The sequence below is a fragment of the Microvirga sp. CF3016 genome, assembly GCF_036314085.1.
In the GTDB taxonomy this organism is placed as follows: Bacteria; Pseudomonadota; Alphaproteobacteria; order Rhizobiales; family Beijerinckiaceae; genus Microvirga.
Genome location: NZ_JAYGGM010000009.1, coordinates 58,586 through 76,973 on the forward strand (window position 1 = coordinate 58,586; position 18,388 = coordinate 76,973).

General features: G+C 57.3%; 17 protein-coding genes. 7 read left to right on the forward strand and 10 right to left on the reverse strand.

Annotated elements, in window-relative coordinates; genetic code table 11:
- Positions 1-246: 246 nt before the first annotated feature.
- Positions 247-2,121, forward strand: a complete 1,875-nt coding sequence (locus VB672_RS14540) for a glycoside hydrolase family 2 protein (protein WP_329784915.1) — start codon at positions 247-249, stop codon at positions 2,119-2,121.
- A 550-nt stretch (positions 2,122-2,671) separates the two neighbouring features.
- On the opposite strand, the gene VB672_RS14545 is transcribed toward VB672_RS14540, so the two are convergent.
- The 3 genes from VB672_RS14545 to VB672_RS14555 form a co-directional block, all read right to left on the reverse strand.
- A complete protein-coding gene (locus VB672_RS14545) occupies positions 2,672-3,907 on the reverse strand; it encodes an NAD(P)/FAD-dependent oxidoreductase (RefSeq protein ID WP_329784916.1) in 1,236 nt (411 codons plus the stop codon).
- Between the two features lie 44 nt (positions 3,908-3,951).
- Positions 3,952-4,974, reverse strand: a complete 1,023-nt coding sequence (locus VB672_RS14550) for a 4-hydroxyproline epimerase (protein ID WP_329784917.1) — start codon at positions 4,972-4,974, stop codon at positions 3,952-3,954.
- A 79-nt stretch (positions 4,975-5,053) separates the two neighbouring features.
- A complete protein-coding gene (locus tag VB672_RS14555) occupies positions 5,054-5,980 on the reverse strand; it encodes a dihydrodipicolinate synthase family protein (protein ID WP_329784918.1) in 927 nt (308 codons plus the stop codon).
- Between the two features lie 127 nt (positions 5,981-6,107).
- Between VB672_RS14555 and VB672_RS14560 the strand changes: the two genes are divergently transcribed.
- The 4 genes from VB672_RS14560 (at position 6,108) to VB672_RS14575 (ending at position 10,347) form a co-directional block, all read left to right on the forward strand.
- Positions 6,108-6,815, forward strand: coding sequence for a GntR family transcriptional regulator (locus VB672_RS14560; protein WP_329784919.1), 708 nt, complete (start codon positions 6,108-6,110; stop codon positions 6,813-6,815).
- A 426-nt stretch (positions 6,816-7,241) separates the two neighbouring features.
- On the forward strand, positions 7,242-8,660 hold the full coding sequence (locus VB672_RS14565; protein ID WP_329784920.1) for a sensor histidine kinase: 1,419 nt from the start codon (positions 7,242-7,244) through the stop codon (positions 8,658-8,660).
- Entirely contained in the window at positions 8,650-9,318 is a 669-nt protein-coding gene (locus tag VB672_RS14570; RefSeq protein ID WP_329784921.1) for a response regulator transcription factor, read from the forward strand. The genes VB672_RS14565 and VB672_RS14570 overlap by 11 nt, the downstream gene beginning before the upstream one ends.
- Positions 9,319-9,681: 363 nt before the next feature.
- Positions 9,682-10,347, forward strand: a complete 666-nt coding sequence (locus VB672_RS14575) for a response regulator transcription factor (protein ID WP_329784922.1) — start codon at positions 9,682-9,684, stop codon at positions 10,345-10,347.
- 228 nt (positions 10,348-10,575) lie between these two features.
- On the opposite strand, the gene VB672_RS14580 is transcribed toward VB672_RS14575, so the two are convergent.
- Together VB672_RS14580 and VB672_RS14585 are read right to left on the reverse strand one after the other, a co-directional pair.
- On the reverse strand, positions 10,576-11,355 hold the full coding sequence (locus VB672_RS14580; protein ID WP_329784923.1) for an HpcH/HpaI aldolase family protein: 780 nt from the start codon (positions 11,353-11,355) through the stop codon (positions 10,576-10,578).
- 108 nt (positions 11,356-11,463) lie between these two features.
- On the reverse strand, positions 11,464-12,177 hold the full coding sequence (locus VB672_RS14585; protein ID WP_329784924.1) for a ribonuclease activity regulator RraA: 714 nt from the start codon (positions 12,175-12,177) through the stop codon (positions 11,464-11,466).
- Between the two features lie 280 nt (positions 12,178-12,457).
- On the opposite strand from VB672_RS14585, the gene VB672_RS14590 reads away from it, so the two are divergent.
- Positions 12,458-13,180 (forward strand): GntR family transcriptional regulator, encoded by a 723-nt coding sequence (locus tag VB672_RS14590; protein ID WP_329784925.1) that lies wholly within the window; start codon positions 12,458-12,460, stop codon positions 13,178-13,180.
- Between the two features lie 51 nt (positions 13,181-13,231).
- On the opposite strand, the gene VB672_RS14595 is transcribed toward VB672_RS14590, so the two are convergent.
- From VB672_RS14595 to VB672_RS14615, 5 genes are all read right to left on the reverse strand, one after another.
- The gene (locus VB672_RS14595; protein ID WP_329784926.1) at positions 13,232-13,972 is read right to left on the reverse strand and encodes a response regulator transcription factor; all 741 of its coding nucleotides are present in this window, start codon (positions 13,970-13,972) and stop codon (positions 13,232-13,234) included.
- A 58-nt stretch (positions 13,973-14,030) separates the two neighbouring features.
- Positions 14,031-14,384, reverse strand: a complete 354-nt coding sequence (locus VB672_RS14600) for a DUF1236 domain-containing protein (RefSeq protein ID WP_329784927.1) — start codon at positions 14,382-14,384, stop codon at positions 14,031-14,033.
- 122 nt (positions 14,385-14,506) lie between these two features.
- Positions 14,507-15,268: a hypothetical protein gene (locus tag VB672_RS14605; RefSeq protein ID WP_329784928.1), complete on the reverse strand. Its 762-nt coding sequence runs from the start codon at positions 15,266-15,268 to the stop codon at positions 14,507-14,509.
- 24 nt (positions 15,269-15,292) lie between these two features.
- Positions 15,293-15,784 (reverse strand): RNA polymerase sigma factor, encoded by a 492-nt coding sequence (locus VB672_RS14610; protein WP_329784929.1) that lies wholly within the window; start codon positions 15,782-15,784, stop codon positions 15,293-15,295.
- Positions 15,785-15,958: 174 nt separating this feature from the next.
- Positions 15,959-16,366, reverse strand: coding sequence for a DUF1236 domain-containing protein (locus VB672_RS14615; RefSeq protein WP_329784930.1), 408 nt, complete (start codon positions 16,364-16,366; stop codon positions 15,959-15,961).
- Between the two features lie 980 nt (positions 16,367-17,346).
- Between VB672_RS14615 and VB672_RS14620 the strand changes: the two genes are divergently transcribed.
- Entirely contained in the window at positions 17,347-18,384 is a 1,038-nt protein-coding gene (locus tag VB672_RS14620; protein WP_329784931.1) for an NAD(P)-dependent alcohol dehydrogenase, read from the forward strand.
- Positions 18,385-18,388: the final 4 nt, after the last annotated feature.

Here is an 18,388-nt window from a genome sequence, read left to right on the forward strand (position 1 = left end):
GCCGTGCAAGGAGAGTCCCTTCGGCCGACATCGGCAAGCTTGCTCCAACAGGATGCGCCCTAAGCAGGAGGACCCAGGTAGCAGTCCCGAGCTAGGATCGCCCTTGCAGGGGATTGTTGTCCTCCCGACGCGGTCAATCTTAGGCGTCGCCTTGTTGGAGTGTCTGAACCTCGTCACCTCACCGACCGACTGTCACCGCCTGAAGGTGAGCACCAGATTGCCCCATGACCATTGAGCGGATGAGACATGACTGAGACGATCACTGCGGCCGAACTTCATCCTCGACCGCAGTTGCGCCGGGAGCGCTGGATAGACCTGTGCGGCCGCTGGGGTTTTGCCTTCGACGAAGCTGATGAGGGTCTTGCCGAACGCTGGTTCGAACAGGAAGAGCCGTTCAATCGCGAGATCCTGGTACCCTTTGCCCCTGAGAGCAAATCGTCCGGTGTGCACGAGACCGGCTTTCATCCGGTCGTCTGGTACCGGCGTGAGGTCCAGGTGGGCGAGGCGGATCGTCGAGGCCGGCTCCTCATTCATTTCGGCGCCGTCGATTACAAGGCGACGGTTTGGGTCAACGGCCGCATGGCTGTCGAACACACGGGTGGGCAGACTCCATTTTCGGCCGACATCACTCCCCTGCTCATTTCCGGCGAAGCCCAGGTGATCGTTGTTCGCGCAGAGGACGAGCCTCGAGATCTGCAGCAGCCGCGTGGCAAGCAATACTGGGAGGAAGCACCCGGCTATATTTGGTATCACCGCACCACAGGTATCTGGCAGCCCGTCTGGCTGGAGCCGATCCCAAAGGTCGCGATTGCCGAACTGCGCTGGACGCCTGACGTCGACCGTTTCGGGGTCGGGCTCACGCTCCGGCTCGACCGGAAGCCCGTCACCGGCTACCGTGTCCGCGTGCGGCTCATCGGCGACAGGCCCACACGCGTTCTGGTCGATGACAGCTACCTCCTCTCGGGGCGCGAGCTGAGACGCGACATCCTCCTGGACATCAACGATGCTGCCATCCGCCGGCGCCGTACGCTGCTCTGGGCCCCGGAACACCCCAACCTCATTGCGGCCACGATCGAGCTGATCGACGAGAACGGCGCCATCATCGATCGTGTCGAGAGCTACTTCGGCCTGCGCCGCATCGAAGCCCGCGATGGACGCTTTATCATCAATGGCATCCCGACTTTTCTGCGGCTCGTCCTGGCGCAGAATTACTGGCCCGATTCGCTCCTGACCGCTCCTGATGCGGATGCTCTCAAGCGGGAGGTGGAGCTGGCCCAGTCGCTCGGCTTCAACGGAGTCCGTATCCATCAGAAAGTGGAGGATCCGCGCTTCCTGTACTGGTGCGACCGCCTCGGCATGCTCGTTTGGAGCGAAGCCGCTAATGCCTATGTATACTCGGACCGTGCCGCCGAAATGCTCACGCGCGAGTGGCTGGAAGCTGTACGCCGCGACTACAGTCACCCTTCGATCATCACATGGGTGCCCTTGAACGAGAGCTGGGGTGTGCCGGACCTGGACCGCTCAAGGCAGCAGCGCGATTTCGTGCGAGCTCTCTATCACCTTACCCGCGCTCTCGACCCAACGCGCCCAGTCATCGGCAATGACGGCTGGCAGCATGCGGTCGGCGACGTCTTCGGCGTGCACGATTATGCGTCGATGGGCGACACGCTGCGGGAGCGGTATGCGGATCGGCAGACCATCGCGCGCACTTTCCGCGAAGTGCGTCCGCATCACTACCCTCTTTTGAGTGAGGATCTTGATCTCAAGGACGAACCGATTGTGATCAGCGAGTTCGGTGGGCTTGGCTTCGTGCCACAAGCCGATGATGACTGGTTCGGCTACGGCCAGTTCGCCAGCCCCGACGAACTGCTCGACCGTTATGAGGAACTCGTCGATGCTCTGCTCGCATCCACCGCACTGGCCGGCTTCTGCTACACACAGCTGACCGATACTGGGCAGGAAACCAACGGGCTGCTCACCGTTACCCGTGAGCCAAAGTTCGATCCCGAACGCCTGCGCGCCATCAACAGCCGACCGTCGAAGGCGGTGCCGAGCGAGATTCTCGATGTTCTCATCAAACAGGAAGTGGAGCGGCGGCGCCGTGAGCGCGGCCAGGAATAGAATACCTTGTTACATCAACCTTGAGGTGGAACTGGTCATTGGCAGAAATTGCAGCTTTCACCGTTGCAAAGGCCGGTCCTAGACCGCTTTCCTTTACAATGGCCTCGCAGCCCGAGAAGCTCGTGTTGCGAGTTGCAGATTTCGCTAAGGCATAAGACTGCCGGACAGTGTTTCACCCCGGCACGCTGGGGTAGGTTCTGAGCGACGGCTACTACCATGACCGGAACCTAGCCCTCGGCTAGCGATTGCCCTTTACAGATCGTTATGCACACCGCGCCAATGGAGCACCGCCTGAATGCCTATTCCTCTGCCGAACCAGCCATATCCGGAGCCGACGCCGGCGGACCCGAACCCGGCGCCTGTGAGCCCGCCCATGCCTCCTGAGGCCCCACAGCCCGAGCCCATCGGCGTTCCTCCAACTACGCCAGGCGACATCCCGCCGCCAAGCGAACCGGTCGGAGTGCCGCCCACCTCTCCCCAGGAAATTCCAGTGACGCCTACGCCCCCCCAACCTACCGCTTGATGAGAATCGGGAGAGGAGACCTGGTCTTCAAAATCGTTGTGCGGAATACGGGTTCATCTCGATCCTGCCGGTCCTTCCGTCGATCAAGTCTGCGACCAGCAATGATGTGATCGCCGCTTGGGTCAGGCCATGATGGCCATGGCCGAATGCGTAAACAACCCGGCTGTCCCGTTTGGACGCGCCGATGACTGGCAGAGAATCCGGAATGGAGGGGCGAAAGCCCATCCACCGCCTTGCATCCTGGCTGGCATCGAAGTTTGGAAGGAAGCGTTTCAAGCGAGCAACCATTGCGGCTGTGCGGTCATGGTTGGGTTGGGCGGCCAGTCCGGCGAACTCAACTGCCCCGCCGACCCTGTCGCCGGTATCGAGAGGAGTGGTGACGAACCCCTCGCCTTCAAACATGGTGGGCCGATTGAGACCAAATGAACCCTTGGGATAAGTCGCGTTATAGCCGCGCTCGGTGTCGAGAGGGATCTTGTCTCCCAGCATCGTTGTCAGAGGCCGTGACCATATCCCCGCCGCGATAACGACCCTGTCAGCAGTGACGGTGTTCTCAGGGTTGCCCGTGCGGACATCAATGTCGCTGCCCTTCGGCTCCACCATGAGGGCACGGGCAGTCACATGTCGGGCACCCCGTTCACGAGCAAGTCTCATAAGATCGGCTGCTAGATGCGCAGGATCTGAGATGTGGCATGCTTCTGGATAGAACACACCAGCTTCGACGTTATGAAGCGCCGGCTCCATTTGTCGAAGCTCACTTCGGTCTAGAATATCGATCCCGATTCCGAGATCTCTTTGGCAATCAAGAATGTCTTTCGCCCTCAGGAAAGCCTCCTGACGGCTCCACACCGAGAGAATGCCGTTCTCCCGTAGATGAGCGCTCAAGTTCAGCGAGGCCAACAGCGTCTTCCAAGATGGCAGTGCCTCCACGTTGATCGCGCGGATGGCGGCCATGCTCGATTTGATCCGCATCGGGGACGATGCCAGCACGAAACGAAACAGCCAAGGCATCAGAGAGGGGAGATAGGTTGGCCTGATCGTGAGAGGACCTAAGGGGTCAATCAGCCAGTTTGGAAGATTTCTCCACACTTTAGGAGATGCCAACGGCATGATGTCGGTATGGGCGATCCATCCGGCATTACCATCAGTCGGCCGCGCCGTCTGACCGCCTGGATCGATGAGCGTAACCTGATGCCCTCTGTCGAGAAGGGCATGGGCGGCTGCGAGGCCAACGATTCCGGCACCGACGATAGCGATCCGCATCATCCATCCTGTTCAGGACATCGAGTTGGCTGATATTCTCAGCACTATGTCCCTGTAACCCGATCGACGACCTGGAAGCCTTGCGAGAAGGGATCGCGGTCGTCGATGATGATCGTATTGAATCCTGTGACTCGCGCCCATCCCTCGATTGAGGGAATGATGGCATCGCGATCTCCCACGTTCGCCCGTCCCTCGATGCGCCCAACGAAGGTCGAACCTATCACGCTCTCATGGACGAATTCATCACCCTCTTTCAACTCGCCGCGTGCCGCAAGTTGAGCCATGCGCGCTGAGGTTCCTGTACCGCAAGGTGAACGGTCGATAGCCTTGTCGCCATAGAACACGGCATTGCGCGCTGTGCCGTCCTTGGTCTGCGCACGCCCCGTCCATAGAACATGGGTCAGGCGATTGATGTCCGGGTTCTCGGGATGAGCAATCCGGTAACGCGCGTTGAAGGCCTCTCGTAGCTTCGGGCTCCAGCGCAGAACATCCGAAGGATTGATGTCAGCCAAGTCGGAGTAGAGCGGCTGCGGTTCGATGATGGCATAGAAGTTGCCGCCATAGGCGACGTCCACGATCAGATGTCCGAGCCCTTCCACCTCCACTTCATATCCTGTCCCATACAGGAAGGACGGAATGTTCGTTATACGAACCCTCTCGATGAAGGGGCCGTTCTGTTCATAGCGGGCTTCGACGACACCGGCCGGCGTATCGAGACGAAGGAGGCCCGGGGTCTTGGGATGAATCAGTCCATTCTCGAGCGCAATGGTGACTGTACCGATGGTCCCATGCCCACACATGGGAAGGCAGCCGGAAGTTTCGATGAACAGGATTCCGACATCGCAATCGGGCCGCGTCGGTGGATAGAGGATCGAACCGGACATCATGTCGTGCCCACGGGGCTCGAACATCAAGCCAGTTCGGATCCAGTCGAATTCCGCCAGGAAGTGCTGGCGGCGTTCGAACATCGTCGCCCCCTTCAGTTGAGGAACGCTGCCGCCGGAGACCACACGAACGGGATTCCCGCAGGTGTGACCGTCGATACAGAAGAAGGTGTGACGCGCCATCGCTTCACCCGTTGATCAGAGAGGTTGCCATGTACCATAGAAACAGCGAAGGACATCGAGATCCTTCGCTGCGAGCCTATCAGGCGGCCGATTTCAGGCCGACATCGGGAAGTGCCGGGCGGTGTCTCAGGGCCTTGTCCATCGTCGCTTCCACCTCGGCGCGCTCCTGAGCATTGAGAGGGAGGCGTGGCGGGCGCGTCAGCTCCGAGCCCCGGCCCATGATCGCCTCACACAGCTTGATGCATTGCACGAGATCGGGACGAGCATCGAGGTGCAGCAGAGGCATGAACCATTCATAGAGCTCCCTCGCCTCCTCAAGACGCCCTGCCTTCGCCAGACGGAATAGGGTTTCGCCTTCCTGCGGGAAGGCATTCGACATGCCGGAGACCCAGCCGGCAGCGCCCAGCATCACGCTTTCGACAACGACATCGTCAAGACCCGCGAACAGAACGAAGCGATCTCCGACCATGTTCTTCGTATCGGTGAAACGTCGAGTATCGCCTGACGAGTCCTTAAAGCAGACGATCGTCTCGCAATCGGCAAGGGAAGCCAAGATGTCAGGCGTCACGTCATTCTTGTAGATGGGAGGATTATTGTAGACCATCACCGGCAGGTCGGTGGCTTTGGCAACACCGCGAAAATGCGCAGCAGTCTCATGGGGTTTCGAGGAATAGACCAGAGCCGGCATGACCATGACGCCGTCAAGCCCCACACGCTCTGCCTCCTTGGCGACGTCAGATGCAAAAGCCGTCGTGAACTCGGCAATGCCCGCGATGACTGGCACCCGGCCACGGGAGACATCTTTGGCGGCTTCCATGATGGCAACCTTTTCCGAGCGGCTCAGAGACGTGTTCTCCCCCACCGTCCCGCATACGATCAGCCCGGATACACCGTCCCGGATCAATCCATTCATCACTTCCGCCGTAGCGTTGATATCCAAGTCGTAATTCGACTTGAACTGGGTGGTAACCGCGGGAAAGACCCCTTGCCATCCGATCCTAGCCATTCCGCCTTCTCTCATCCTGGATATTGATCATTCTCATTGTAGATTGTATAAAATCTACCTTGTCAAGCCAAAGTCCCAGGATGCTGCTATAGAAGCGGCTGTTCCAAGCTCAGTGATTTCCCCGCTCATGGCCCCAGAAACCAAATTGATCTCCAGACCGACGCAGAAGTCTCTCCAGCATCGGACGATAGCTGCTGCCGTGGCAGAGAGCCTAAGGCACCGGATTTTGGATAGTGACTTCAAGGCTGGATTTCCCCTGCGGCAGGACGCCTTGGCGAGCGAGTTCGGGGTCAGCCGCATCCCCATTCGAGAGGCTTTGATGCAGCTCGAAGCAGAGGGCCTCGTCAAAATTCACCCCCACCGGGGAGCCATCGTCTCGGAACTCTCGACGGACGAGGTTCAGGAGCTGTTTGAACTCAGAGCATTGCTCGAGCCGCGTCTCCTGCGAGCCTCCGTAGGTCATTTGACACCAAACGACTACAATAAGCTCAGTCAGATCCTTCAGGAGTATAGCGCGGAACTCCGGGCGAACCATGTCAGGCGCTGGGGTGAGCTGAACACAGAATTTCATATGCTCCTGTACGGTCACGCCAAGCAGCCGCGCACATTGGCGATCGTGGCCAACCTCCTTCAGGAATGTGACCGGCATACGCGGCTTCAACTCTCTCTTACAGACGGCATGAAGCGCGCTGAGACCGAGCATGCCGAGCTTCTGCACCTCTGCAAGAGCGGACAGATCACAGACGCATGTTCCCTTTTGAAAACGCATATTGAAGATGTTGGTAAATCCTTGAGGATCTATCTCGAGCAACATCAGAAGGCTGACGGCACCTAATATCTGAGGAGCCCTGCAGCTGGAATTTTGGCAAGGAACATCCCATTCGCCGGATATTGCTTAAGCAGAGATGAGAGCAGCCCCTCTCGTTCTGCCAACCTATTTAAGAGCTACATGGCAACGATCTGATGCGGCGGGCGAACCGGAGGATCGGCTCCGGTTCGCGCAGCAGCTATTCTTCCGGGAAGGCTTTTGCCATATTGTCGGCGATGGGTTTGATGAGGTACGAAGAGCAAGAGAAGCCGCTGGCATCCCTTTGGTTCCGCTCAGTACAAATGGTCTTCGACAGTCAGCATCTAGATAGATCATGGGACTACCTCTTCGGTATAGGATTTACCCATTGAGAGACTTAGCCCTACCTTAGAAGGTCTCTAGATCCCGACCTCATACAAGAAGGCTACGGTCAGGGGGCAGGGGATCGTCGCTGTGTATGCTGATGTAAGGTTTCGTGCATCGTCAGAAGCAATGCCACCAGAGCGGAGAAGCCTTGCCGGGCAATTTCTTCTGGTGGCATTTGCCGTCATGCTGATCGGCATGCTCGCCATGAGTACTCTTGTTACATGGCAGATCGAAAAAAGTGCAGCCGAAGTCAAAGCAGCCTCCACGGCATTATACATCAACACCTTCATTGCCCCCAATCTTCAAGATCTCACGGCAGATGGCAGTCTTTCACATGAGAATATCCAACGCTTGAACCAAGCGATGGAAAGGCAGGATCTCAAAGCAAGCATCACGTCATTCCGAATCTGGAATCAGGCCGGACTGATTGTTCACAGCAGCGAGCCGACCCTCGTAGGCAAAAGGTTCACACTTCCCTCTCCCTCCCGAAGGGCTTGGACGGGAGTGATTGCAGCTGAATTCGATGATGGTGTTGGCGACGATAAGATCGCTGAGCACGCCGCCGATCTCCCCCTTCTCAAGGTCTTCGCCCCTGTTCGAAACTTCGAGAGCGGAAATATTATCGCGGTTGTTGAATTTCATGAGCGAGCAGACGTACTAGATAGTGAGCTCGTCGCCGCGGGATGGAAGACATGGCTCTCGACGGCTTTGATCACCTTGAACATGATGGGATGCCTCTTCGTCATCGTGGCCAATGGGAGCAAGACGATCGATCGACAACGGGCAGCATTGAGGGAGCGAGTTTCCCAACTTTCAGACCTGTTACGTCAGAATCGCATTCTGCAAGGGCGCATCGAGAGAGCTGCACAGAATGTTACCGAAGACAACGAGCGACTCATGCGGCGCATGGGGTACGACCTGCATGACGGTGTTGCTCAACTGATCAGTCTCGCCCTTCTGCGATTGGACAAAGTTCAGGTCAGCAGCGAAGACCGCGACAATCTGCATAAGATCCAAAAAGCTCTGTCGGATGCGCTCAATGATACTCGCAGCATTTGCAAGGGCCTCCTCCTGCCAGAGATCCAAACCCTGACACTCAGAGGAGCGCTAGTGCACATGATACGCCAGCATGAACGCAGAACTGGAATGGAAATCACAAGCAGGATTTCTGATCTTCCGGCCCAAGCGCCGCAATATATTAAAGTTTCCTTGTGTCGGTATATCCAGGAGAGCCTGAACAACGCTTACAAACATGCAGGCGTCAGGGAGCTGCAGGTTGAAGTGAACTGGGACGGAGCGACAGTAACGGTCGAGGTCGCCGATGAAGGTTCAGGAATCGACAATTTCAATGAGACGGCGGGTGAACAACGCTTAGGGTTATTAAGCTTACGGGATCGTATCGAAAGCATCGGAGGGGCACTCAGCATCAAGAGTACGCTCGGCGCTGGAACACGCATCAAGGCATCTTTACCATTAGCATGTAAGGGAGAAGCAGATGCCGCATAAGATCCGCGTCGCAGTGGTCGACGATCACCCGCTCTATAGAGATGGGGTAGTCTTTGCGTTAGAATCGGAACCTGACATTGAGATCGTTGGGCAAGGAGAGACAGCTCTCGACGCTTTTCAACTCGCTCATGAGCACAGTCCCGACGTTATCCTCCTGGACATGAACATGCCAGGAGGAGGAACTGGTGCGGCCGCAAAGATTGCACAACGCTGCCCCTCGACGAGGACACTCATGCTGACAGTCATCGATGATGAAGATGAAGTGCGCAATGCCTTGCGGGGAGGAGCCAAGGGCTACCTCCTCAAGGGGACGAGCAGTGCGGAACTCGTGAATGCTGTACGCGTCGTCAGCAAGGGGCGAAGTTATGTCTCACCGAGCTTTGCTGCACGGATTATCATGTCGAGAGGGCATGACGAAAGCGGCAGCGCAGCGGCAACGAAGCAGTTTCCTGAACTCTCCGATAGAGAAGAGCAGATCTTGATGCTTATTTTCCAAGGGCTCAGCAACCGGCGCATCGGCGATGAGCTTGGGCTGACCGAGAAGACCGTTAAAGGTTACGTGACATCTGTGATGGAGAAACTACAGGCCCGCAATCGTGTGGAAGCGGCGATGATCGCAGCCGATCGCATATCTGGAAAGAAATCAGCCGTAACGTGAGCCATTGGCCGCTCAGATATTTCTATGCCATTTCGACTTCTAGGACATTCTGATACAACAAGTTCATCCCTGAACACTCGGCACAGTGGGAACTGCCTCTTCTCCTCACTTTTGATGGGTGAGCTCTCATCAAGCTCTGCACGTGTTTGCGCTTAATTGATGAGCAAGAATGCCCTCTACCCCCTCGGAGATAACACCCAATAAGTTGGCAAGATACTATTCTCTCACTTCATAGATCTTGCCGATTATAATCCAAGCTCAGTATTCTAAGGCTATGATGAAGCTCCATAATCCGGTTATTGAGCAACAAGAATAGTTACCGCGACTGTAAGCGGCAGGTGATATTGGATCTGGGGGGCTCCAATGACAGGAAGAATTCGCGTCAGTGTGGTCGACAAGCATCCTCTTTTTCGGGACGGCGTTATTCGTGCCCTAAGCTCTCAACCAGATATCGAGGTTGTCGGCCATGGCGTATCGGTTTGGGATGCAATAGATACCGCTCGCAGGAGCCGTCCAGACGTCATTGTACTCGACTGCAGTACGATGGATGGCACCATGGAGGCGGTGGAGTCGATCCTCCAGCAGCATCCATCGATCAGCATTCTCGTTCTCGCCGACAAAGCGGAGGAGGAGCACGTCTATAAAGCCTTAAAGCGGGGAGTACGTGGCTATCTGCTGAAAGGCTCGAGCGGTATCGAACTCGTGCAGACTGTGCGGGTGCTTTGTCAGGGCCAAAGCTTCATCTCACCGAGCCTCGCGGCAAAGCTTCTCATGAGAGCCGGTCCCGGTGCCATGAGCGAAGCAAGAGGATCAAGCCAGCTGCCGCACCTTACTCCGCGCGAACAGCAGATCCTGTCGATTCTCGTTCAGGGGCGCAGCAACAAGGAGATCGGCAACAAACTTGAACTAAGCGAGAAGACCATCAAGCACCATTTGACAAACATTCTTCAGAAGTTGCGTGTCCGAAATCGCGTGGAAGCTGCCCTTCTGGCATCCAATCACCTTCCACAGAACATGCTAGCCTCCTGATTGGGCCACATCGCCTGTCCTCATCAGCGTCTTCAAGGACTGAAGGAATCGCTGAGCTCCAGCCTGCCTCTATTGGAGGGACGGGCTCTACAGGCCGCATACGGCTTCCGACAGGGATAGATGATACATGCGCTTCTTCCCGACGTGCAGAGGTTGGCAGCTGAGATCGAGATTGATCTTGGCTTGTACCATCGCTGCTCCACAGCAGAGAAACGACTGTGACATATCTTAGGCGCGCATAAGTTTACGGGCTTCGGTGACACTCGCACTCGCCGCGCTGGCGAGAAGCCGGACGTCGTTTGGCAGCGTCACGAGATCGAAGCCCCAGCCGAGCGCCTTCGCCGCATAGCTTGGTGTCCCGCAGTGAAGGGCGGCACGGATATCGACCTGGTGCGCCTTGGCCAATATGGTCTGAATCGCGTCGACCATTTCCGATTCTTCGCGGTCGAAACCAACGGTGTAGCGCTTACCCGTCAAGCCGAGTGTTAAATCGGCTGGGCCAATATAGACCCCGTCCAATCCTGGTGTTGAGACAATCTCCTCGACGTTTTGGAATGCTTCTGCGGTCTCGATCATTGCAAAGCACAGGATGTTTTCGTCGGCTTCGAACGCATAATTCGATCCAGCGGAGAAGTTTGCCCGAGTCGGCCCGAGACTGCGGGTTCCATCTGGTGGATAGCGAATGTAGGAGACGAGTTCCTGCGCCTGAGCACGATTGTTGATCATAGGACAGATTACACCATAGGCTCCGGCATCCAGCGCTTTCATGATGGCCGCCGGGTCGAGCCAGGGAACACGAACAAGGGGAGTGACTTCACTCGATCGCATGGCCTGCAGCATGCCGACTGCGGCCTGATAATCGACAACCCCATGCTGCAGATCAATGGTGATCGAATCATAGCCCTGCTCCGCCATGATTTCGGCCGTGAACGCGTTTGCAATCGACAGCCAGCCATTCAGAACCGGCTTACCATCCGCCCAGAGTGCCTTGATCTTGTTCGGCTTCATTCAGCCTCCTGACAAGCTGCCAAATCCTGTAATGCATTTTGTAATTTGCAGGCCTGACTGCGGTTAAAACACATCTGACGAAGCAAGCACCATGCCATCCTCTTTCGCCTAGCGACCCATCGCCTTGCGCCAAGCCGCAAAATCGATATTAGTTTTCTCATCCGTCGGCGGATAGAGGCCCAGGATGGAGCGGCCCTTCAGCACCTCCTCCTGTACGAAATCTTCAAACGCGGTCATTTCAATGGCCTCTATGGCTATCTCATCCGCCAGGTGAGCCGGAATAACGACGACACCCTCGCCGTCTCCGACGACAATGTCACCAGGCCATACCGGTACATCGCCGCATCCTATGGGAACATTGATGTCGAGCGCCTGATGATGGGTGAGGTTGGTCGGTGCCGACGGGCGATTGTGGTAGGCGGGAATGTCGAGCCGCGCAATTTCCGGCGAGTCCCGGAAGCCACCGTCGGTCACTACACCGGCGACGCCTCGCTTCATCAGACGAGAGACGAGAATGCCGCCGGCCGAAGCAGCGCGGGCATCCTTGCGGCTGTCGATGACCATAACGGCGCCCGGAGGACACTCCTCGACGGCCTTTCGCTGGGGGTGGGCGCGATCCTGAAAGACGCTGATTGGGTTCAGATCCTCACGCGCCGGAATATAGCGAAGAGTGAAGGCCTCTCCTACCATGTTCTCGAGAGTTGGATTGAGCGGGCGAACATCCTGGATGAATTGGTTGCGCAGCCCGCGCTTGTAGAGAGCCGTGCACAGCGTCGCCGTACTGACTGCCTTGAGCTTCTCTCGGGTTTCCGGTTTCAGCATGACCCTGATCCTCTTCGTATGCCATTAGATCGCCGGCTCGCCAGCGAACGTTCCGGGCCTGCTTTAGAAATTCATGGCCGCAGTCCTCGTGAGCCGGCTTGATGCGCAAGATGAACATCTGAAGGTGCGTCCTCCGTGTGCTTTCCCACGATATGCCCCTCGCGAAGAGAGCTTGGAATACCCAAGCAGATCCCCGAGCTGCCAAACGCACGCTAATGCATTAGTGCGTGGGGTACAAGTTTAGTGTAGAAGGATTTGAAGGAAATTTAGGTCCCGCCGAATGACTTCATCTCACAAGACCGAAAGATTAAAACTATCAACCTTCGCTGCAGATCGCCTTGAGCGGAGCCGCCAGGCGGCGCCTCAGGTGTTCGAACGGCTGAGGGAAATGATCATTTCCCTCAGCTTGACACCCGGCACTGTTTTGAACCGTTTGACGCTTCAGCAGGAGTTCGGGCTCAGTTCCACCCCCATTCGGGATGCTCTTTTGCGTCTCCAGGAAGAAGGCTTGGTCGATATCTTTCCACAACACGCGACCGTAGTGAGCCCGATCGACCTCACAGTCGCGCACCAAGCCCACTTTCTACGGCGCTCATTGGAGCTTGAAATCGTTCGGACCCTAGCACTTGCTCCGGGGCCTCGACTGCTCGCAAGACTTCAGGGCTTTCTCGTACAGCAGCAGACTCTGTTGGAGGCGGCAGACTTCGAAGCTTTTTCCATTGCCGATCAAGCGTTCCATCAGCACCTCTACGAAGTCGCCAAGATGAATGAGATGTGGGCTCTCGTGCGCAGCCGCAGCGGACATATTGATCGCCTGCGTCGACTTCATCTCCCAACACCAGGCAAGGCTCAGGAAATTCTGCGACAGCACAGGCTGATCGTTCAGGCGATTGCGGATGGGCAGCCCGAGGAGGCCCAAAAGCACTTGCGTCATCATCTCTCCGGCACCCTAGCCAATCTCGATAGGCTCAGAGCGAAGTACCCCGGCTATGTGAGAAGCTAAGATTTGGAAAGGCGCTCCTTCAACACGGCAGCAAGGGTGGCAGCCGCCGGACTAGCTGGATTGCAGTGCCGTTGCGTCTGCCGCTGCATACCTCGCAGCCCAGATCGCGGCTTGAGTGCGGTTGCAGGCGCCAATCTTCTTCAAGATGGTTTTGACATGGACCTTCACCGTTGCCTCAGATAGATTTAGCTTGCGCGCAATAACCTTGTTCGGCGCACCATCCCTCAAACAGGTCAGGATTTCTGCTTCCCTGTTGGATAACCTTCGATTTGGAAGAGCAGCCACGTTCCCCTCCAGCCTACCCTCGTGAGGGTGAGCATGGCACGTACGCGCCCCTGCAATCGGAAGAACGATCGTTGCAGGAAGAATGCCCTCTCCCAACATCACCAGCTCAAGAGATTTCACAAGTACATCGCGTGCGTGCGTCGAGAGACAGAACCCATGCGCTCCCGCGTCCCAAGCTGTGGACACAAAGCTTGAATCGAAGGCATCCGCCAACAGAACGATCCGCGCAGCAGGAGCGTGAGCTTTCAAACGCCGCACCAAGTCAATGGATCCGCTGGCGAAGCTGCCTTTATCGATAATGAAGAGCGCAGGCAATTCGTCTTCGATAGTAGGCAGGCTCGAAAATCCATCCACAATATCGTGCCATACGACAAAACCTGCATCGAACAGAATGCTTTCCAGGCCAAGTCGAAGCACTGGATTGGTGCAGACGGGAAAGACGAGAGTCGGTTGACTGCTTTTATTGTCAAGTTCCGAACGTGTCTGGTTAGCACAATACAATGACATGTTTCGGCCGCCTTTCTTCGAACAGCTTCGTTTTTGTCACTCCGGAGAGGTTTGGCTTTCAGTGAATGACATAGACGATTTTGCGAGATGTCGCGTCGACGACGAGGCGATGACCGTTCACCTCGGCGTAACGGTATGTCTCGTGCTTTGGGATAGGATGTAACTCTATCAACTCGGACAGGCTTTCGCCTATAGATATCTTCTGGTCTATATGGCCCTCCTCGGCTCTCTCCTGCTTCGCGTTCAGCCTAGCGGAAAGGTCCGCAGCAATATTGCGGACGACATCGGGAATAGCATGCGATTGAATTGCCGATGTCGTTGCGACCGGATCCGTTGCGTTCGGCGCCGTGGTGGGTGTCGCGACGGTGCCGACGGAGAACACGGCAAAAGCCAGATGATAAGCGGCTCTCATGCTCATCCTCTATCACCACAATGGACAGAGAACGGAGCATCCCGTCGATTTATTCCAAGTTGTCTGGAAAAACTCTCAAGAATTGCGGCAGGCACAAGCCGTAGAGCTAAGAGGTATAATGCCTAATGAGCAGCCTCGGCGAGCGCCCTGGCTTCGGCGTCTTCGACGAGGGGTTGGCCAGCACCGACATTCTGCAAGTACGCCGCCGTCGGATCGCCTCCACTGCTTGGAGTGTACTCGGCCTGGTTGCCGAGACCTGCCAAAGCGAAGGTCGTCTTCCACTCACCATTGCGGCAAGCAACGGCTTCCGCTGTCTCGCCTGCAGAATGCAGCCGGAATTCACGACACAGGAACCCGTTTGCAAGGCGATAAGTCGAGATCACCCGCAGCTGGCCGAACGGCAGCTTCACGTCCTTTCCCGACGCGATCGTGTTCAGCTCACGCTGGACAACCGGGCTCCCCACGCGGGCAATCAGTCCACTTGTCTCCGATCTGCTATGCCACCCTGCGAAGTAGCCTAAAGCAAGCGCAACAGCGGCGATGGATGCGGCCAGGGCCATGTGCAAGGATGGACTTCCTTGCCTTATCCATTCGGCCCACGGCAGCTTGAAGTCCCGTCCTGACTTCGTCCTGCCTGCCGTCTCATGAGCCTTGATCTGAGCCGACACGGCAGCCCGCAACTCCGGTGGCACGTTGGGCGTCAGTGCGGCGGATAAGACAGAACGGGTCAAGCGGCGGCTCTGCTGAAACTCCACGATCCGTTTGGCTACGACGGGATCCTCAGCCATCGCCTTGGCAACGGCAGCAGCTGTGGGCTCTTCGAGCTCACCGTCGGCAAAGGCCATCAGAATCTCATCGCTAAGATGTAGCTGAGACATCTTCATCGCTCCGCTCTTCGTCATCGGCACCTAGGCGGCCGCCGTGATCTCCATCAATCGCTTGCGTGCCCTTGCGAGCCGGCTCATGACGGTGCCCATCGGAACGCCCAAAACCTCGGCGGCCTCCCGGTAGCTGAGATCTTCGGCACACACAAGGACAAGTACCTCCCGCTGCTCTTGAGGCAAACGATCGATCGCCCGTTGGACCTCGGACAGAACAAGTCTGTTGAGGATCGGCCCCTCGCCCGGGTCCCCAATGAGTTGCGTCTGCATGGATACATCTTCCGTCATGCCTTCGACTCTCGTCCGTCTGAGGTGATCGATCCAGTGATTCCGGAGAATGCGGAACATCCATGCATCGAACTTGGTGCCTGGCGTCCAGCTGTCCGCATTGGCAAGCGCACGCTCACAAGCCCCCTGAACGAGATCATCCGCAAGGGGTTGCGAACGGCAAAGCACAAGCGCAAAACGCCTGAGCCGGGGCAGAAGCGCCACCAATTCGTTTCCTATGGCTGCCGGCATTCCTGCTCCGCGTGGCCTCCTGGCATCATAACGGAGGAACTAATTGTTTTATTCCAATCTCAAGTGGGAAACGCATTCGGGCGTCAAACAAGGGGCGACCGGCTGCGTCCCTGTCCCTCATGAAAAGGGCGGCCCGTATGGGCCGCCCAATCCGCTCACGGGAAGGAACGATCGTTAGCGGATGACCTGCACGATCTTGCGGCTGCTCGGCTCGACCAGCACCGGGGTGTTGTTCACCACCGTGTAGCGGTACCCCTTCACCTTGTACTCGGCAGGCACCTCGTGATAGGTCACGCCAGCCTCGGGCAGAACCGCGCCCACGCGCACCTCTTCCCGATAGGTGTAGGACGGCACCTTCTGGGTGGTCACATATTGACGAAACTCAGGCTGCTGCTGGTCGGCGATGCCACCCACGATGGCCCCTGTCACGCCACCCACGGCCGCACCCACCGGACCGCCGACAATAGCGCCGCCGACCGCACCCGTGGCGGCACCAGCCGCCGCTCCGCCCGACTGTGCAAAGGCAGCAGCAGGCACAAGAGTAGCCAGAACAGCGCTCGCGAGAAGGAACTTCTTCGACATGATCTTACTCCTGAATGAAACTTCGGGCTTCGCACCCGGCAACCGACAACGCATCATTCAGCAAGTAGTTTCAGAGCAACTCTCACAATCTATGACATGATGGCAACTTCCTATAGCAGTAATAGGCCATGGGAGCGCGTGTCCCAGAGTATAGATGGCATCGTTATTCATCTTCTGTTCATCTTATCGGCATTTCGACAGCGTTTGAGGCAGACAGGCTATAGAAACAGTTGCGTAGATCGTCGAAACCTTTCGAACCATTCTGCGACCACTGAAGTCAGCAACCTCCCCTGGAAACCGGATCCGCACCGTCGCCGTTGATGTTCCTTGCATCTGCTTCCCGAAACCGCGTCAGCGCTTGCATAGGCTCAAAAGCCTTGGCACGGCGCCAATGTGAGCCTGTCCGGGTATCCCAATGCCTCCTGAGGAGGGCAATTGAGACAGCCGGCAGCCATGATGCAGGTACGGAACCGGTCTATCCCGCGACCTGTCACAGCGCGATCGCGGTTGCCGCTGCAGATGGGAACCGCATTTCCTGTCCTCGTGCCACGCTAGGTGAGTCTATCGCCCCTCCCGCTTCCGGGGTGGCTTACAAGTCTCCGCAGGAGATAACTGCATCAAGAGAGGCACATCCTATGCCGTATCGCTCAGCTTGGTCTCATCGGCAATCTTTGAGGGCTCCAGCAGCACTTCAGAGGCGGCTGATCTTCAGCAACGCTCGGGAGCGACACCCTGAATCTCGCCGCACCGGGTCGCGAGGAGACTTTTGATTGCGGGGTCCCGCAGGCCCCGGTCCCGTACACGCCTCATCAAGAGGCGCCCCTCGCATATTCGGCAGCAGATCGGAAGCAGACTTCCGTGACGTGCCTGCCTCGCTCATGCACTCTGCATCGGGAACAGGAAGGACGGAACATCATCAGACGTGCTATGCACTCCCGCCATGATAGGGCAGAATAAGCTCCCGAAGAGGAGAGTGAGTCATGGAAGCGCTGGTGCTGGAGCGCAAGGACGAACTCAGCTTGCGCGACGTCTTTGTCGAGGAGGCTTTAGGCCCCCGCGACGTCCGGATCGCCCTTCGAACGGTCGGCGTATGCGGGAGTGACGTCCATTACTACACTCATGGAGCCATCGGCCCCTTCGTGGTCAAGGAGCCGATGATCCTCGGGCACGAGGCCGCCGGGCAAGTCGTCGAGGTAGGCTCGGCCGTGACGGAACTGAAACCCGGCGACCGCGTCTGCATGGAGCCCGGCATTCCCGATCCGACGAGCCGCGCAACACGTCTCGGCAAATACAATCTCGATCCGGCCGTGCGGTTCTGGGCAACCCCGCCGGTGCACGGCGTATTACGGCCAACGGTCGTTCACCCGGCAGATTTCACGTTCAAGCTTCCCGATCATGTCTCCTTCGCGGAAGGTGCCATGGTCGAGCCTTTGGCCGTGGGAGTGCACGCTGCCACTAAGGTGCAGGTCCAGCCGGGCGACCTGGCTGTCGTCATCGGCGCAGGACCCATTGGAATGGTGACGATCCTGGCAGCTTTGGCTGCCGGCTGCTCGCGGGTCATCGTCAGCGACATTCACGAGCCGAAGCTGGTATTGGCACGGACCCTTGGACCCGTAATTTCGGTTAATGTCAGGAGCCAGAGTCTCCTGAGCGTCGTCACCCGCGAGAGTGACGGCTGGGGAGCAGACGTCGTCTTTGAATGCTCAGGCTATCCGCCTGCGATGGCGGACATCTTCGATCTCATCTGTCCTGGCGGAAAAGTAGCCCTGGTGGGCATCCCCCTTGAACCATTCGCCTTCGACGTCAGCAAGGCACAGGTCAAGGAGGCTCGTGTGGAGAGCATCTTCCGCTATGCCCATGTCTATCCCCGGGCAGTGGCGATGATCGCGTCGGGAAAAATCGATGTAAAGCCGCTGATCACCGACCGCTTCGCCTTCAAGGACAGCGTCGAAGCCTTCGAGTTTGCCAAAGCGATGCCGCCGGCCTCTGTGAAGGTGCAGATCGACATGCCTGCTTGAAGGT

Bases quoted from the DNA above. Each gene is read 5' to 3' on its own strand.
- VB672_RS14540 (WP_329784915.1), top strand. From the start codon at position 247: ATGACTGAGACGATCACTGCGGCCGAACTTCATCCTCGACCGCAGTTG.
- VB672_RS14545 (WP_329784916.1), bottom strand. From the start codon at position 3,907: ATGCGGATCGCTATCGTCGGTGCCGGAATCGTTGGCCTCGCAGCCGCC.
- VB672_RS14550 (WP_329784917.1), bottom strand. From the start codon at position 4,974: ATGGCGCGTCACACCTTCTTCTGTATCGACGGTCACACCTGCGGGAAT.
- VB672_RS14555 (WP_329784918.1), bottom strand. From the start codon at position 5,980: ATGGCTAGGATCGGATGGCAAGGGGTCTTTCCCGCGGTTACCACCCAG.
- VB672_RS14560 (WP_329784919.1), top strand. From the start codon at position 6,108: ATGGCCCCAGAAACCAAATTGATCTCCAGACCGACGCAGAAGTCTCTC.
- VB672_RS14570 (WP_329784921.1), top strand. From the start codon at position 8,650: ATGCCGCATAAGATCCGCGTCGCAGTGGTCGACGATCACCCGCTCTAT.
- VB672_RS14575 (WP_329784922.1), top strand. From the start codon at position 9,682: ATGACAGGAAGAATTCGCGTCAGTGTGGTCGACAAGCATCCTCTTTTT.
- VB672_RS14580 (WP_329784923.1), bottom strand. From the start codon at position 11,355: ATGAAGCCGAACAAGATCAAGGCACTCTGGGCGGATGGTAAGCCGGTT.
- VB672_RS14585 (WP_329784924.1), bottom strand. From the start codon at position 12,177: ATGCTGAAACCGGAAACCCGAGAGAAGCTCAAGGCAGTCAGTACGGCG.
- VB672_RS14590 (WP_329784925.1), top strand. From the start codon at position 12,458: ATGACTTCATCTCACAAGACCGAAAGATTAAAACTATCAACCTTCGCT.
- VB672_RS14595 (WP_329784926.1), bottom strand. From the start codon at position 13,972: ATGTCATTGTATTGTGCTAACCAGACACGTTCGGAACTTGACAATAAA.
- VB672_RS14600 (WP_329784927.1), bottom strand. From the start codon at position 14,384: ATGAGAGCCGCTTATCATCTGGCTTTTGCCGTGTTCTCCGTCGGCACC.
- VB672_RS14605 (WP_329784928.1), bottom strand. From the start codon at position 15,268: ATGAAGATGTCTCAGCTACATCTTAGCGATGAGATTCTGATGGCCTTT.
- VB672_RS14610 (WP_329784929.1), bottom strand. From the start codon at position 15,784: ATGCCGGCAGCCATAGGAAACGAATTGGTGGCGCTTCTGCCCCGGCTC.
- VB672_RS14615 (WP_329784930.1), bottom strand. From the start codon at position 16,366: ATGTCGAAGAAGTTCCTTCTCGCGAGCGCTGTTCTGGCTACTCTTGTG.
- VB672_RS14620 (WP_329784931.1), top strand. From the start codon at position 17,347: ATGGAAGCGCTGGTGCTGGAGCGCAAGGACGAACTCAGCTTGCGCGAC.